Below are 15779 nucleotides of genomic sequence, written 5' to 3' on the forward strand. Positions count from 1 at the left end.
TTAAGAAAGTTTTTAAACACCTTCAGGAAATAGTGCAGTTTTATAAACTCCTTTATTTTCACTATCAATAATTGCTTTTAAATTACTGCGATACGAAGTGATTTGTTTTTCATTTCCTGTTTTATCAAATAAGTTGTATTTGTATAAAATCATGTCTTTATTAGTACTTACAATTTTAACTTTTTCATCACGAGCCTGCACAAATAATTCATATACGCTAGATGCAGAATCATCTGAATCTGATGAACTATAATGAATTCCTAAAGGTAATCCATAATCTGTCATAACTAGTGAGCCAGATGCGCCAAAACCCATTTCTGAGAATTTAGAGCGCATTTGATAACCATAGTAATCGATGTATCATTTTTTGAAGAAAGTATCTAAACTAAGAGCATCTGGCTCTCATTTTTTAATTGCCTCCTCTTGTCTTACATTTTTATAATCGGTAATAATATTATAGGTTTCATCTAACCTAGCAATTGCTTTTAAATTTTTATTTGCTTCGCTATATCTGGCTTCATTATTGTTTCATTTAATTTTGGCAAAACCATCTGAAACAGGATAACCTAAAATATAAACATTATCATATTCAGTTTTTGCATTGTACTTTTCAGCTTCTTTTGCATTCTCTTCATTATCATGAAGTGTCGAAGGAATATCATAAGTTACATAAGGTCTAACACCATCATTATTTGGTAGTTTTTTAGTCTTAACTAAGTTAATAGTTTCATCAACTGCTTTCATTGCATTTTTGATTCATGATTCAAATTCTGCGTTGATTTTTTCATTAGTATCAGGAGCACTTGCACCTTTATTTAAGACTTCTTTTTTACTTAGATCTACATCAACTGCAACGACTGCAAAATCTTTAAAAAAGCCCAATTGATCAACACTTTTTCTATCAGAATCCGCTTGATATCTTGTGCTTGAATTTCACTTTTCGTGCATATCTGAAAGTTGATCACTAACTGATTTATCCATAAAATCTACAGCTGCAAAAATTAATCTTGGTGGAGCAGTTATTGCACTGATTTGGGTTCCAATTTGGTTACCTTTATTGCTATTAGTATAAAAATGTGCTAAGGAAGTTTGTCTTTGGTTGTTTGCAAATTTGATGTTATTTTCTTCCTGATTTAAGGGGTTAAAAATCGGTGCTTCAGTTAATTTTCCTAGTGAAACATATTTAACCTCACCTGCTTTATTAGATGAATAATCTCAACCTGCATCTTTAAGTGGACTAGAATTTCCTATTTCAGAAACTACGTGAACATTTGTTGCTAGATATAAGGTGATTTGATTTTCATCAACTTCATCCTTATGATAATCTAGTAATCAAGATGTTCCTCAGTAACTACGTGAAGCAACTATTGCATCTTCTTGTTGAATGCTAAAACGTATTGAAAATGTTCTGTCATAAATATTTTTATAAATTTCATTTGCTGAAATTTTCGGATCTATTTTAGTTTCAATTTCCTTGTTATTTACTTCTCTTAAAGTAGTTTGTAAATTTAAATGTTTATCAATGTTATTTTTTGATATTGGTTCTGAAACCCCGTTATTTGGGGGATTTTCAGATTTTTGACCTGCTCCTGGTTCTCCATTTTTAGGTGGTTTTGATTGTTCAGGACCACCATTTTTAGGTGGTTTCTCGGTACTTGGTGGATTGCCGTTTGCAGGCGATTTTGCATCAACTGGAGGTTTATCAGTTTTAGGTGGTGTAGGTGCTGGTTCAACAATTTTTCTAGGAGGCAGAGTTCCAGGGTTTTCAATTTGGGTACAAGCAATTAATGTTGCACTAAGTGCAACAGCAGAAACTAAAGATGAAGTTAAAAGTAATTTGAATTTTTTCATATCCTTAATTATCAATGATATTTGTCAAAATAAGCCAAATAGAGTAACTTTAAATTATTTAAAGCATTTATCAGATTTTTTTGATAGATAAAAAAATATGTTGCTTTTGGCAACATATCGATTTAATTAAATTTCATCTTGATCTTCTAAATTATCATCACTTGAAGGTGCTTCAGCAATCACACTTACAGGTGGATTATTTAGATCATTTAAAGATAATTCAGTTGTTCTTCTGATAATTTCTTCTTCAATTTTTTGAATATTTAAGATACCAACAGATTTAATTTTTTCATTATCTTTTAAGCGGATAACACGTACACCTTTGGTAGCACGATTAACTGTTTCGCTAACTTGTTCTAGTGAAGTTCTAATGGTGATCCCACTTGAATTAATAACTAAAACATCTTCATTTCCATTAACAAAACCAGCGTAAACTAAGTCACCTGCTTTTTGCACTTTTAAGGTCTGAACACCTTTTGCACCACGGCGTGTTTTACGGTATTCATCAGCTGATGTTTTTTTACCAAAACCATCAGCACCTAGAGCAAAAATTAAGTTACCTTCGCTTGAAGATGAAACAGCAACAACTTCTGCTTTTTCTGATAAAGTAATACCTTTAACTCCTGCTGCAGTTCTTCCCATTGATCTTACTTCGGTTACATCGAAGCGACAAATTTTTCCATCTGAAGAACCTAAAATTAATTCTTCGCTATCGCTTACAACCATGGCTCTAATTAATTCATCACCATCTTTTAAGTTAACAGCAATTTTTCCATTTGCATTAATACGTTCAAATAAACTTAAATTTGAACGTTTAACAATTCCGTTTTTAGTTACAGTTAATAAGAATTGATCTTCATTATAAGCATCAGTTGTTAATCATGAAACAATTTTTTCTTTAGGGTCAATTTGCACTAGATTAACAAAAGGTGTTCCTTTAGCTTGTTTTGAAACTTCAGGCACCATGTGGGCTCTTATTCTAAAGACCTTACCAAAACTTGTAAAGATTAATAAGTCAGTATGAGTAGTAGTTGGTAAGATATCGCTGATATCATCATCATCGTATGTTTTAGCAGTTCTGACACCAACTCCACCACGGTTTTGCACTTTATATTCTTCTAAGGCAATGCGTTTTACATAACCTTTAACTGAACGAGTAAGCACGATGTCTTTAACAGGAATTAAGTCTTCATCACTAATTGATCCAAAGGCTTGTCCATCGATTTCAGTGCGACGTGCATCGTTATATTTAGCCTTAATTTCTTCTAAGTTTTTAATAATCAGTTCTAATAACTTAGATTCATCGCCTAGAATATCTTTTAAATTATTAACAAATGCTTCTGTTTCAGCAATTTCTGCATCTGTTTTTTCAATTGATAAACCAGTTAAACGACCAAGGCGCATATCAACAATTGCTTTAGTCTGAATTTCACTTAAGTTAAATTCAGTTGCTAGTTTTGCACGAGCATCTTCATCAGCTCTTGATGAGCGAATAATTGCAATAACTTTATCAATATTTTGAGTAGCAATTCTTAGTCCATGTAAGATATGTAATCTTGCTTCTGCTTTTTCTAGATCGAAAGTTAATTCTCTTCTAGTTGTATCTTTTTGATGTTCAAGATAAACTTCTAAAGTTTTTCTTAAAGTTAAAGTTTGGGGTACGCCACCTACTAGAGCAACCATGTTGACATTGAAATTAATTTGTAAGTTAGTGTTTTTAAATAATTTATTTAAAACCACTTCAGGTACAAAACCACGTTTAATTTCTAGAACAACACGAATCCCTTTGTTGTTAGTTTCATCACGTAGGTCGCTAATACCTTCAACAATTTTTTCTTTTACTAAATAAGCAATTTTTTCAATAATTGAAGTTTTTTGCACTCCGTAAGGAATCTGACTAATAACGATACGGCTTTTACCACTATCAAAGTGCGTAATCGCTGCTTTTGAACGTAAAGGAATTGATCCTTTACCTGTTTCAAAAGCATCATAAATACCTCTAGTACCTAAAATAATTCCCCCCGTAGGAAAATCAGGTCCTTTGATATATTGCATTAATTCAGCAGTTGTGATTTCATTATTGCGTGCATAAGCAATTGCTGCATCAATTGTTTCACCTAAGTTATGGGGGGCAATTGTGGTTGCCATTCCGACAGCAATTCCTTGCCCTCCTGAAACTAATAAGTTAGGAAAACGTGCTGGTAAAACTGCAGGTTCTTTTTCACTTCCGTCATAGTTATCGACAAAATCAACAGCATTTTTTTTGATCCCATCTAACATATGGAAAGCAATTTTTGAAAGCCTAGCTTCTGTATAACGCATCGCAGCAGCAGCATCACCATCGATTGATCCAAAGTTACCATGTCCATCAACTAAAGGATAGCGCATTGAAAAATCTTGAGCCATCCTTACCATTGCTTCATAAACTGAACTATCACCATGGGGGTGGTACTTACCAAGTACATCCCCGACAATTCTGGCTGACTTTTTATGGGCTGATGTATGTAAAACACCGATTTCATGCATCCCGAATAAAATACGGCGATGCACGGGTTTTAACCCGTCACGTGCATCAGGTAAAGCACGAGAAACGATCACGCTCATTGCATATTCTAAGAAAGAAATTTGCATTTCATTAGAAACAAAGCGTGGTGAAATCCCATTGACTGTCTCATCAATAATTTGTGATTGAACTTGATACTCTTCTTTAGCAGCAGGATTTTCTTCTTCAGCTTCTTCTACTTCTTTAGATTTTTTTGGAGCCTTTTTATTTTCTTCGAAAACAACTTTTAAATCATCTTCAGGAATTTCAAAAGTTCCTGTTTTTTTGCGGTCTTCGTCTTGACCGTCATGGTTATTATCTAAACTCATATAACACCTTAAAAATAATATTTAACAAAATTAATTTGCATTATTTAAATTATAAACTAAGACAACTTTTAAACATGAAAATTTTTCGCTTTCTTGTGAATTTTTTCATAATTATTTGCAGTTGATTTTTAGCCTTAAAAATCAAAAAAATCCGTCTAAAAACGGATTTTCTATTTTGCGTTTTGCATTGAACGCATTACTTGTTTAATGCGTGCTTCGCTAGCTTTTACACCCATTTGATTAAACATGACACGAATCATGCTTTCATTAATAGGAGGGTTTTCTCGTAGTTGTTTTTCAAAGATTTTTTTAGTTACAAAAAAGGCTGTGATACCTCCAACTAAAAGAAATAAGATTGATAGTCCAACGATCAGACCAATTGCTAAACCTAATTCCATTTATGCTCCTAGTAAAAAAATTTTATTAGTTCTTATTATACATAAAATAACAATGTAATATTAAATTATATAGATATATGAAAGAGGTAATATGTATCCACAATATACGCCAGGAGCTATTGAAGTTATCACTGGTCCAATGTTTTCAGGCAAAAGCGAGGAAATTCTTAAAAAGTTAAGAATTTTAAACCATGCACGGCGCAAGGTTTTAGTGGTCAAACCAAGTTTTGACATACGCTTTGGAATTGACAAAATCAGATCGAGAGCAGGAATTGAAGTTAGTGCAACACCTGTTAATCATTCTGCAAAAATTTTAGATCTAGCAAAAGATTATGATGCAGTCATTATAGATGAAGCACACTTTTTTGATTTAGATTTAGTTAAAGTTGTTGAAGAACTTGCTAATCAAGGTAAATATGTTGTTGTATCAGGACTTGATACAAACTTTAAAAAAGAACCTTTTAAAGTAATTGCCAAATTACTTGCAGTTGCTGAACACATTACAAAATTAAAAGCAGTTTGTTCAAATTGCCAGCAAGCAGCAACTACAACTTTTAGAACTATTCAAGATGATCAAGAAAACTTATTAGGTGATGATGACATTTATGAAGCAAGATGTCGCTCATGCCACATTCTAGGTACTAAACAAAAAAGCCAAAAAAGGTAATAAAAAAATGGGGTGAATAACGGGATTCGAACCCGCGCGTGACGGGACCACAACCCGCTGCGTTGACCACTTCGCCATATTCACCACATGCGTTTAAAATTATATATTAATTTTTTTACAATGGCATAAAAAAATAAAGCCTATATCTGAGCTAATTTTAAAGGCAAAAATCTTAGTTAAAGAAGAATTAAAAAAATCCAGTTTTTGAATTTGAAACTGGATTTTTGTTTTCATCTTTTTTAATTTGAAATTATTTTTTTTCTTTATAAATATTAACTATTTGAGAAATTAAAATTTCTTTTGTAATAAAAAAATTTCTGTATTTTTTAATCTTAAAAAGGAAATCATCTATTGCTAAATTAACCTTAATATAAGGAATATTTTTCTCTCTCATCTTTTGAAAAATATCGCTATTTTTTTTGCCCATTTTTAGATCAAAACTTTGAGTTAAAACTTTATAAAAAATCTTCAAAATATTTAAAGTTAATTCATATTTTGTTTTGGAAATTTCAAGGTGCAAAAAATGAACTAACTTATAAAAATTTTCATTACTATTTAAAAATGCAACTAAAGTTCTATTAATTATTTCTTCAGTTTTATCATTAAAATTTTGTTTTAATTGTGCGTAATTATCGAACAATTCTGCATATATTTCTGGGTAGTGAGATTTAAAATTAAGGCTCTCTAGATAGTGCATTTTTTCTTTAAAAGATAAAGGTAAAATTGTGATGCTTTGGCACCTTGATTTTATTGTTGAAAGAATTTTATGATAGTTATATGTAACGATAAATATATAACTATTTTCAGGTGCTTCTTCAATACTTTTTAATAATGAATTATTAAAAGCATTTGAAGCATTTTCAATTTCCTTTATGATCAAAATATTTGGCTTATTTGCAACTAAAGTTGTCTTAAATAATTTCTCTAAAACTTCAACTAAATTATTTTTTACTAAGTCTTCTTTTACATCATCTAATAATAAAATATTATTTGAAATAAGACTCTTATCTAATTTTTCATAATTAGAATTATTTAAACTATTGACTAAAAATAATAAAGGCTCATCCACATTTGTATTTGGACTCGCCTTAAAAATAATGGCGTGTGAAACCATTTTATTATTTACGATATTTCTTAAATAGTCAATATTTTGATTCATCTTTATTTACCCATTTTTTTAAATTTATCAAGTGTCTTAATTTTGTCCATAATTATTTTGACAATTTCTTCAACACTTAATTTGCCATCAATTACTAAAAAGCGATCACGATCTTCATTAATTAATTTTCAATAACCTTCATAAGTTCGCTTATAAAAATCTTGGCTCTGAGTTTCTAAACGGTCGGTCGTTTCACGCTTTTCACGCCTGTTGCGTGTTTCTTCATAAGTGATATCAATAAAGATTGTTAAGTCAGGTTTATATTTTCCAATTACTAATTCAGTTAAATCTTTTGTTCACTTAATTCCCAATTCACGACCATAACCTTGATATGCATAAAATGAATCAATGTAACGATCACAAATAATTATTTTATTTTCATAGTTAGGTTCAATAACTCTATCGATATGAATTCTTCTTGAAGCTGAATATAAAAGCGCTTCAGAAATATTACTTAAACGGCTATGACTATCTAAAATAACTTCTCTAATTTTTTCTGCTTCAATAATTCCTGCTCCACCAGGTTCTCTTGTAAAGATGAAATTTTTTTCTAAACCTAAACCAACTAATTCATTAAAAATTGAATTAGCGATTGTAGTTTTTCCTGAACCATCTAAACCTTCTAAAGTTATTAACATCTTTAACCTTTCACCCGATTTGTAACTGCGCTTTTTAAAGTAATATTATCGATATAATCGATATCACTATTAACTGGAATTCCTAGTGCTAATCTAGTAATTTTAATATCATGATCAGCAAATAAATTTTTAATATATGTGATCGTAATTTCACCATTTAATGTTGGTGAAATTGCTAAAATAATTTCTTCAATTTTATATTTTTCTACGAAATTAATTAATTGATCTTTTCAAGCAATTGATGCGATCTGATTTCTGATTTTTAATAAGGGGTTACTTACAAAAAAATAGCCATGATAATTTTCAATACTTGCAAATTTAAAAATATTTTGTGATGATTCAGAAATCAAAACACTCTTATCTAAATTAGTATTTAAGCAGTAAGTACAGATAGGCATTTCTTGAAATAAATTACATGATTTGCAATATTGATTTTTATTTCTTGCTTCATTTAAAATGATGCTAAATTGTTCAATATCTTTTTCGCTTAATTTTAAAAAATCATTAGCTAATTTGACTGCTGATCTTTTGCTAACTGAATCTAATTTAGTTAAACTTTCAACTAAATTTTCAAACGTTTTCGAAGCCATTATTAAAAAGGAAAATTCTTAGCTTCTGCTTCGATTGCATCGTAAGCAGCATCAATTTTTTCAAGCACTTCATTAACGGCGATTTGGATCATTGTTTCTAATGTTTCAGGATCTTCTGGATCAATTAAGGCATCATCAATTTTAATTTCTTTCAACTGTCTCATACCATTAAAGGTAACTTTAATACCTTGTTTTTCAACAGTGAAATTTTCCTGTTGAACTTTCTTTTCTCTTTTTTTCATTTCAGCTTGCATTTTTTTTGCAAGCTTCATCATTTCATTATTATTCATAATTTACTCCTTGTTTAAATCATCTCCGAAGATATTAATCAAGGTCTCTTCAGGATCGATTTTTTTCTTATTTTCTTTTAAAGGTTGAGGTTTAGGTTCACTCATATATTTATCACGATTAATTTTTCAATCGTTTTTTGCTTCAGTAACTAAATTAATTGTTGCAACGAAAACGTGTTTATTTTCTTTAAAGATACTGTAAATTAAATCGTAGAATTTAGGGTCTTCGATTTTTTCTAATGTTGAAAAAACGACATTATCATCATCACTAGTTAGGATAACAAAATTTTCTCCTGATGTGACAAATTTTAATTTTCCAAAAAGATACTCATAATCTTTAAATCTGATATTTTCAAAATGTGAACGGCGATTTCGATAGTTTTCTTTTTCGTATTCTCCAGCATCTTTGGAATGTCTTAATTTAAATAAATTAATTAAATCAGATTTTGAATAGATGTCTTTAGTAACTAAATTAATTGCTAAATTATTTAAGTCAATTTTAGTTTCAGTTTTGTTAAAACTATTTGTTTCTGTGTTAGAAAAATCTAGAGTGTTATCTAACGTATCGCTTTTGAATTGTGGCTTGATTGAAGTTGTTGCCATTTGTGTTTCATCTATTTTTAAAACAGGGTCATTTAAAATAACTGTATCAACTAATTCAGCACTATCAGAAACTTTTTCTTCTTTAAGTGTGTTAAATGGATTAACGTTTTCACTAAAATTTGATGAAATCAATTCATTGTTATTAACTAGGTCGGTATCAATTAAAATTTCATTTGTGGAAATGAAATTTTCCTGAGTATCCATGTAATCATTTGACTCATTAATTGATGAAATAAAATCATTAGTTTGTTTTAATAAGTCGGTGCTTGTTGCTTCAAAATTACTTGATTTAGGTGCGATATTTGGTGCTGCTTTTGGTTGTTCTTTGACTTTAATTCTTTGAGTTTCTTGAAATTCAACTGGTTTAGTAACTTCATGATCTTGCACGCCCACGATATCAAAAATTGAATCTTCTTCAGGTGGAGTTTGAATGCCACGTAAATCATCAGTATCAATTTGAATTGATTTTGTGCTGACAATATCAACATCTGCTAAATCGCCTGCTTTACTATTTGAAACACTTTTTACAAAACTACCAAAAACATCTAGTGAAGAAGTTTTTGGAGCGTTGCTGATTTCATCATCAACTTTGACATTTTGAATTACTTTAAAACGATTTTGATTATCTTCAGCTTTGATTTCTTTCAAACGTTTTTCCATTTCGGTTGTTGAAAAAACTTGTGTTTTTAAGTTCAAATCACCTAGATGATTATGGATACGAATTACTAAAATTTCCAGTAAATCAAAAGGTGTATTTGAAGTATAAAGTCTTTCAAAAGTTTGAATTGCAAAGTCTAATAAATCATAAGCAGTTTTAGTTGTGAAGTAAAACTGTTTCTTTTGATCAAAAGTTAAAACACTATTAAATTCATCAGTATTGGTTTTGCTCATCAAAATAAAATCTTTAATAATTGCGATAATATTATTTAATAAATATTCTGCATTTGCACCTGAATTATTTAAATCATGAAGCATTTTCATTGCTTTTGCTAAATCATTAGATGCAAAGTTTAATAAGTCAATAACTGTTTCATATGAAGTAATTCCAAAAGCTGAAATTAATGACTGAATAGTGATATTTTTGTTTCCATAAACTGATGCTTGATCAGCAATTGATAAAGCATCACGCAGTGATCCATTTGCTAACTTAACAATGTAATTTAGTGATTGTTCATCAAATTCAATATGTTCTTTTATCAAAATATCTTGAAGATGCATTTTTAAAATTGTGTTACTAATTCTTCTAAAATTTAGCCGTTGCACTCTACTTAAAATAGTTGCTGGAATTTTATTAGCTTCAGTTGTCGCTAAAATGAAAACACTATGTTTTGGTGCTTCTTCTAATGTCTTTAAAAAAGCATTAAAAGCCGCCTTAGAAAGCATGTGAACTTCATCTATAATAAAAATCTTATATTTGCCATTTAAAGGCATTGAAATGGCATCATCATTAATGCGGCGAATATCATCAGCACCATTATTTGATGCTGCATCTAATTCGGTAATATCAAGATTTGAGGCAAGTTTATCAACACAAATTTGACATGGATTTTGGCTATCAATTTTATGAATACAATTAATTGCATTTGCAAAAATCTTAGCGATCGATGTTTTACCAGTTCCATGTGGTCCACTGAATAAATAAGCATGCACCAATTTATCGTTTTCGAGAATATTTTTTAAAGTTGTAACAACTGCATCTTGACCTTTTACTTCATCAAAAGTTGTTGGGCGATAGACACGATATAACGCTTGATATGACATAACACTTCCTTCTATTAATTTATTTAATTATATTATGATGTAGTCTTTTTTTAGTTAATATAAATATTAAATTTAATAAAAAAACAGAATTAAATTCTGTTGATTTATCTAGTTTTGGTTAACCATGTTTTACACTTTATAAATTGTTTTTTTACATTGCTTATAAAGTTTCATTCAGGGTTTAGTTGATGGTATGGATAATATTTTTTAAATAGCTTATCTATGTAGTAATAAATAATTGAAATCAATCAATTTGTAAATGTAAATAGAATTAGATAGGTAATTAAATTGTAAGGTCATAAAGTTAGTGGTTTTGCAAATCCTGATAAAGTTGGGTTGTATCTATCAGGTGCTAAGTAGGCATAATTTGAAATTCAAATTTGATCTACAGTTGCACTTGAACTTGCTAATGAGATATTAATTATGAAAACTGAAATTAAATAAATTCAAATAACTACGAATGAATAAATTAAAGTTTTGAAAGTTAATTTTGGTCTATATAAAATTAATAACATTCATGGAACAATTACGTTAAAAATATGAACAAAGTAATAGTCTCAAAAAACATAACTGTCTGCTCCTCAATGAACTTCTATTCCTGCATATGCTTCAGGTCTAGGTCCTAAATCAGGATTTGTTAATGCAAGAAATCCAGTTGCTATCGAAGGTAAAAATAAAAAGTATGTGTAAGAACTTGATTTAACTTTTCCAACTGAAAATAAAACTACAATTAATAAAACCATCGAAATACGTGTTCAATGAAGTGGCACTAATTCTCAAATTCTTGGATAAACTGGAAGCCCAGTATTTACAATTGAATTTGTAAAAATTAGTATCCTAAAAAAGAAAATAAAAACTAAAAAAGATGCAATGATAATTCATCATCAATTTGTTTTAAAATAAAACATTGATTTTGATTTTGCATTTTGTTGTTGTAAATAAATATAGCTGTCATATTTTCTTTTTATGTAAGGTGTAAAAAATGAAACTACAACCATTGCTAAAAGTGCAACAACTATAAGTACGATCATTAATATTTTTTGTCCACCTGCAAAAATTGTATTGTTTCCTGCTCAGCTAAAAAAGTTGTAAATATTCATGTATTAAAGTTTATTAAATTTTCAAATTATTTTGAGAATATTTAAAAAATATTAATAATGAGCCATTTTTTAAAAAAAGTGTATATGTACCCAGTTTCAGACTAAAAAAATTAATTTTTAGATATCTGAAAATATTTTTAAAATTAATATTTTTAAATTTTTTGCTTTACAAAAAAATTTATACGTTTCATTAGTCATTAAAATTTCTATGAAAAATAAAAACTATTAATACATATTTTGCTTATTAATAATATTTTAAGAATGTAATTTATAGTTGAATTTAATAACTATATATTTTAAATTTTAATTTTCTTTTTTCCTAAATAAGAAATCATAATTTAATTTTTAGTAGAAAAATTTTTAAAATTTAATCACTAAATATTAGACTTATTTTTAAAAATTATGCAATCATCTTTTCAAAAAATAAGCATCAAAATTTGAACAATAAACAACTTAATTAATTTAATTAAAATTTATAAAACAAGGCAATAAAAAAGAGCCATAAATATGACTCTTAATTTATTAAATTATTTAGTTTCATCAATTAATTCATTTAAATTAATATGGTGATTATTTGAATGATTTTTAGCATCATCTTTTGAATCAAATAAGGTTGCAAAAGTTGACATGCTTCTTGCAGTTGAAGCTAAATCAGGTGGAATAATAATTTTAGTTGCATTACCATTTGCTAATGTATCAATTTTATCCAAAGCGATTCATTGAAGGATTTTTTGATCAACGCCTGCTGCTTTTAAAAGTTCAACATAGCGTCTTCTTCCTTCTCCTTCTAAAATTATTTTTTCTTTATTAGCTTCTGCTTCAAGGCGAATTTTTTCTTGGTTAGCTTCAGCTTCTAAAATAGTTTTTTGCTTATTAGCTTCAGCTAAATATTTAATAGCTTCACTATCTCCAAGTGCCCTTTCGATTTTCGAAGTTTTATATCCTTCTGCTTCAGTTATGATTGCTGACTTATCTCTTTCAGCTTGCAATAATTTTTCCATTGCTTGTAAAATTGAAGCAGGTGGAGCAATTTCTTTTAATTCGACACGGTTAACTTTTACACCCCATGCATCACTAGCAACATCAAGGATTTGAGTTAATTCACCATTAATTCTATTTCTAGAAGTTAATGTTTCATCAACTGTAATATTTCCTAAAAAGTTACGCAAGGTTGTTGCTACTAAGTTTTCAATCGCTAACACAGCATTTTCAACTCCATAAAAATATTTTTGTGGATCCATGATTTGTAAATAAGTAACTGTATCAACTCTCATGGTAACGTTATCCTTAGTAATAACGTTTTGCGCAGGGAAATCAATTACCTTCTCACGAATAGTTTCTTTTAAAACTATTCTGTCAATTACAGGAATCATAAAGTGAATTCCTGCCTGTCAACTCTTCTTAAATTTACCAAGTCTTTCTACCATAAAAAAACTTGCTTGTGGAACAATCTTAATTGACAGTGCTAAAAATAAAATTATAGATCCTATAATTAATACTGCAATGATGATTCCAGCTATTTGTCCGCCATCTAACATCTGACACCTCTTTTTCTTTTGTTATTTACTTTTAAATTATATTCCAAATTAAATTAATCTCAAAAATATTATTTGCCTAGAAGTGCTTAAAACTTTAAAAAATACGCTCTTAAAAAAGAGCGTAAATTTTTAAATTATAATAATTTAATACCTTTATCTAAAGCAGTTTTAATTTCTGCTTCGCTTCAATAAGATACTTGTACTTCGCCAATATGAGCTTTTTCTAATAAGAACATGCAAAGTCTAGATTGACCAATTCCCCCACCAATTGTTAGCGGTAATTTGTTTTCAATTACACCTTGATGATAAGGGCTAATGCTTGCAACTTCTGCACTTGATTTATTTGCTTGCTTAACAATTGAGGTGCTATCGACTCTGATTCCCATACTGCTAAGTTCTAAAGCACGATCTAAAACAGGGTGATAAACAATTAAGTCTCCGTTTAAATTTCAATCATCGTAATCGAAAGCACGACCTGAATGTTTTACTCCGCTTTTTAAGTTATAACCAACTCCGATGACAAAAAATGCTTTAACTTTTCTAGCAAATTGATGTTCTCTTTGTTCAGGGCTTAAGTCTGGATAAAGATCTTCTAATTCTTGAGAGGTGATGAAAGTTAATTCATCAGGTAACTTAATTTCTAAGTTGTAATATTCACTTTTTAGTAAATATTCCATGCGTTTAATTTGATGATAAATTGATTTTACTGTCATTTTTAAGTAATTTAAATTACGGTCTTGAACGTTAATAACTTTTTCTCAGTCTCATTGATCAACATAAAATGAATGCACTTCATCTAGATCTTCAGCCCTTCTAATGGCGTTCATATCTGTATAAATTCCAGTGTTTTCTTGAAATTCATAAACTTTTAATGAGTGTCTTTTTCACTTTGCTAATGAGTGCACGATTTCGACTGTAGTGTCGATATTTTTAAATTGAAAACTAACTGGTGTTTCACCGTTTAGCCCATCATTTAATCCTGTTTTAGGATCTAAAAATAAAGGTGCAGTTGCTCTAGTTAAATGTAATTCCTGAGATAAATATTTTGGAAAAACACTTTTAATTAAACCAATTGCTACTTGAGTTTGATTGATATCTAATTTTGTTTTGTACATTATTCTCCATTTTTAATTCGATATAAATATTAGTAAATAATAAACTACAAAAGCCATTTTTGTTATAGATATTTTACTTTTAGGCAAAAATTGGAGTAATTTGCAAAGTCAAAAGCGATTTTTGCAACTATTTTTATAATATAAATTATTTTAACATTCAATTTTTATCATTTATAACAGTGTGTTCCATTATTTAAGCATAATTAATGAGAGCCTTTTAAAAAATAATTAAGATATTTCATTTTTTTGTGTTATTTAAAAATACTGTTAAAATTGTCTCAATAATGCATAAGAAAAAACTGATTTTATACGGAACTTTAGCAGCTGTTTCTGCTGTTGCAATTGTTGCTGCCTCTGTTACGGCAGTGGTTGTTACAAAAAGTATTAACGCAGAACAAATTGCTGAAAATATTAGAAGAATTCAACAGCTTGCAACTGACATTGGCAATGCTGATTTTTCTGGTACCTTAGAAAAAGCAGGGCAAGTTGTTCAGGAATTAAACTCAAAAATTGGTGCAGAAACAACGCAACAAATAATGAATTATTTGGCTACTAATTGAGACTCAGAAATTGTTACAGATATCTTGTCAGCAATTAGTAATATCGGAACAAATAATACAACAAGTGGTAGTTATACTTTTGCAGATTCAAATGGAAATCAACATGGTATTTCCCTTTCTGTAGAAAATGGAAGTCAGTATATAACTATCGATGGTAACAAAATTAATTTAACTCAATTATTTGGTGCAAGCCCTTCATCTTCTTCAGGAAATAATCAGCAAGGTAGATCAACTACTGAACAAACTAGCATAACTAATTCAGCAAATGCAACTAATAACCAACAAACTAATCCAAGTACTATAAGTAGTTCTCAATCAAATAATTCTAATGTAAATAACACTACAAATAATCAGCAAAATGATTCATCAAGTAATGAATCAGATGAGCAAGATTTAGATCAAGATGATGATTCAGATTCATCTAGTGGATGAAGTTGATGAAATTGATTCCGTAGAAATAGATCCTAAAAAATAGTTTTTATATTATACCATATTTTGCCTGTTTTAAGCCTTTCTTGCTAAAGCAACACGCTTTTTGCAAAAATTTTTGCAGATATTTCATAATTATTATGTTTTATGTAATCAAGAGCGTAAAACAGTTGCAAAGAAACAACTTCAAGATATAAGTCAAAATATGA

General features: G+C 29.1%; 13 protein-coding genes and 1 tRNA gene. 2 read left to right on the top strand and 12 right to left on the bottom strand.

Annotated elements, in window-relative coordinates:
• Positions 1 to 12: 12 nt before the first annotated feature.
• From CJF60_RS04715 to CJF60_RS04725, 3 genes are all read right to left on the bottom strand, one after another.
• Positions 13 to 1851: an MIP family Ig-specific serine endopeptidase gene (locus CJF60_RS04715; RefSeq protein ID WP_084232267.1), complete on the bottom strand. Its 1839-nt coding sequence runs from the start codon at positions 1849 to 1851 to the stop codon at positions 13 to 15.
• Positions 1852 to 1977: 126 nt separating this feature from the next.
• Positions 1978 to 4722, bottom strand: coding sequence for a DNA gyrase subunit A (gene gyrA / locus CJF60_RS04720; protein ID WP_084232266.1), 2745 nt, complete (start codon positions 4720 to 4722; stop codon positions 1978 to 1980).
• A gap of 170 nt (positions 4723 to 4892) precedes the next feature.
• Complete coding sequence (locus CJF60_RS04725; RefSeq protein ID WP_084232265.1) at positions 4893 to 5120, bottom strand: YneF family protein; 228 nt, start codon at positions 5118 to 5120, stop codon at positions 4893 to 4895.
• 91 nt (positions 5121 to 5211) lie between these two features.
• Between CJF60_RS04725 and CJF60_RS04730 the strand changes: the two genes are divergently transcribed.
• Positions 5212 to 5787: a thymidine kinase gene (locus tag CJF60_RS04730; protein ID WP_084232264.1), complete on the top strand. Its 576-nt coding sequence runs from the start codon at positions 5212 to 5214 to the stop codon at positions 5785 to 5787.
• Positions 5788 to 5795: 8 nt separating this feature from the next.
• On the opposite strand, the gene CJF60_RS04735 is transcribed toward CJF60_RS04730, so the two are convergent.
• The 9 genes from CJF60_RS04735 to asnA all read right to left on the bottom strand — a co-directional run bounded on the left by CJF60_RS04735 (position 5796) and on the right by asnA (position 14581).
• A tRNA-His gene (locus tag CJF60_RS04735) sits at positions 5796 to 5871 on the bottom strand.
• A gap of 166 nt (positions 5872 to 6037) precedes the next feature.
• Positions 6038 to 6946, bottom strand: coding sequence for a hypothetical protein (locus tag CJF60_RS04740; RefSeq protein ID WP_084232263.1), 909 nt, complete (start codon positions 6944 to 6946; stop codon positions 6038 to 6040).
• 2 nt (positions 6947 to 6948) lie between these two features.
• Positions 6949 to 7584: a dTMP kinase gene (gene tmk, locus CJF60_RS04745; RefSeq protein ID WP_084232262.1), complete on the bottom strand. Its 636-nt coding sequence runs from the start codon at positions 7582 to 7584 to the stop codon at positions 6949 to 6951.
• Positions 7585 to 7586: 2 nt separating this feature from the next.
• Entirely contained in the window at positions 7587 to 8174 is a 588-nt protein-coding gene (locus tag CJF60_RS04750; protein ID WP_084232261.1) for a toprim domain-containing protein, read from the bottom strand.
• 2 nt (positions 8175 to 8176) lie between these two features.
• On the bottom strand, positions 8177 to 8464 hold the full coding sequence (locus CJF60_RS04755) for a YbaB/EbfC family nucleoid-associated protein (RefSeq protein ID WP_084232260.1): 288 nt from the start codon (positions 8462 to 8464) through the stop codon (positions 8177 to 8179).
• A gap of 3 nt (positions 8465 to 8467) precedes the next feature.
• Entirely contained in the window at positions 8468 to 10828 is a 2361-nt protein-coding gene (dnaX, locus tag CJF60_RS04760) for a DNA polymerase III subunit gamma/tau (protein WP_084232259.1), read from the bottom strand.
• 104 nt (positions 10829 to 10932) lie between these two features.
• Positions 10933 to 11859, bottom strand: a complete 927-nt coding sequence (locus CJF60_RS04765; protein WP_143823581.1) for a TMEM164 family acyltransferase — start codon at positions 11857 to 11859, stop codon at positions 10933 to 10935.
• A gap of 596 nt (positions 11860 to 12455) precedes the next feature.
• Positions 12456 to 13466 (bottom strand): SPFH domain-containing protein, encoded by a 1011-nt coding sequence (locus tag CJF60_RS04770; protein ID WP_084232257.1) that lies wholly within the window; start codon positions 13464 to 13466, stop codon positions 12456 to 12458.
• 134 nt (positions 13467 to 13600) lie between these two features.
• On the bottom strand, positions 13601 to 14581 hold the full coding sequence (gene asnA, locus CJF60_RS04775) for an aspartate--ammonia ligase (RefSeq protein ID WP_084232256.1): 981 nt from the start codon (positions 14579 to 14581) through the stop codon (positions 13601 to 13603).
• 284 nt (positions 14582 to 14865) lie between these two features.
• Here asnA and CJF60_RS04780 point away from each other — a divergent pair, with 284 nt between their 5' ends.
• Positions 14866 to 15609, top strand: coding sequence for a hypothetical protein (locus tag CJF60_RS04780; RefSeq protein ID WP_143823396.1), 744 nt, complete (start codon positions 14866 to 14868; stop codon positions 15607 to 15609).
• Positions 15610 to 15779 lie beyond the last annotated feature (170 nt).

It is taken from the genome of Mycoplasmopsis agassizii (assembly GCF_002272945.1).
In the GTDB taxonomy this organism is placed as follows: domain Bacteria; phylum Bacillota_I; class Bacilli_A; order Mycoplasmatales; family Metamycoplasmataceae; genus Mycoplasmopsis_B; species Mycoplasmopsis_B agassizii.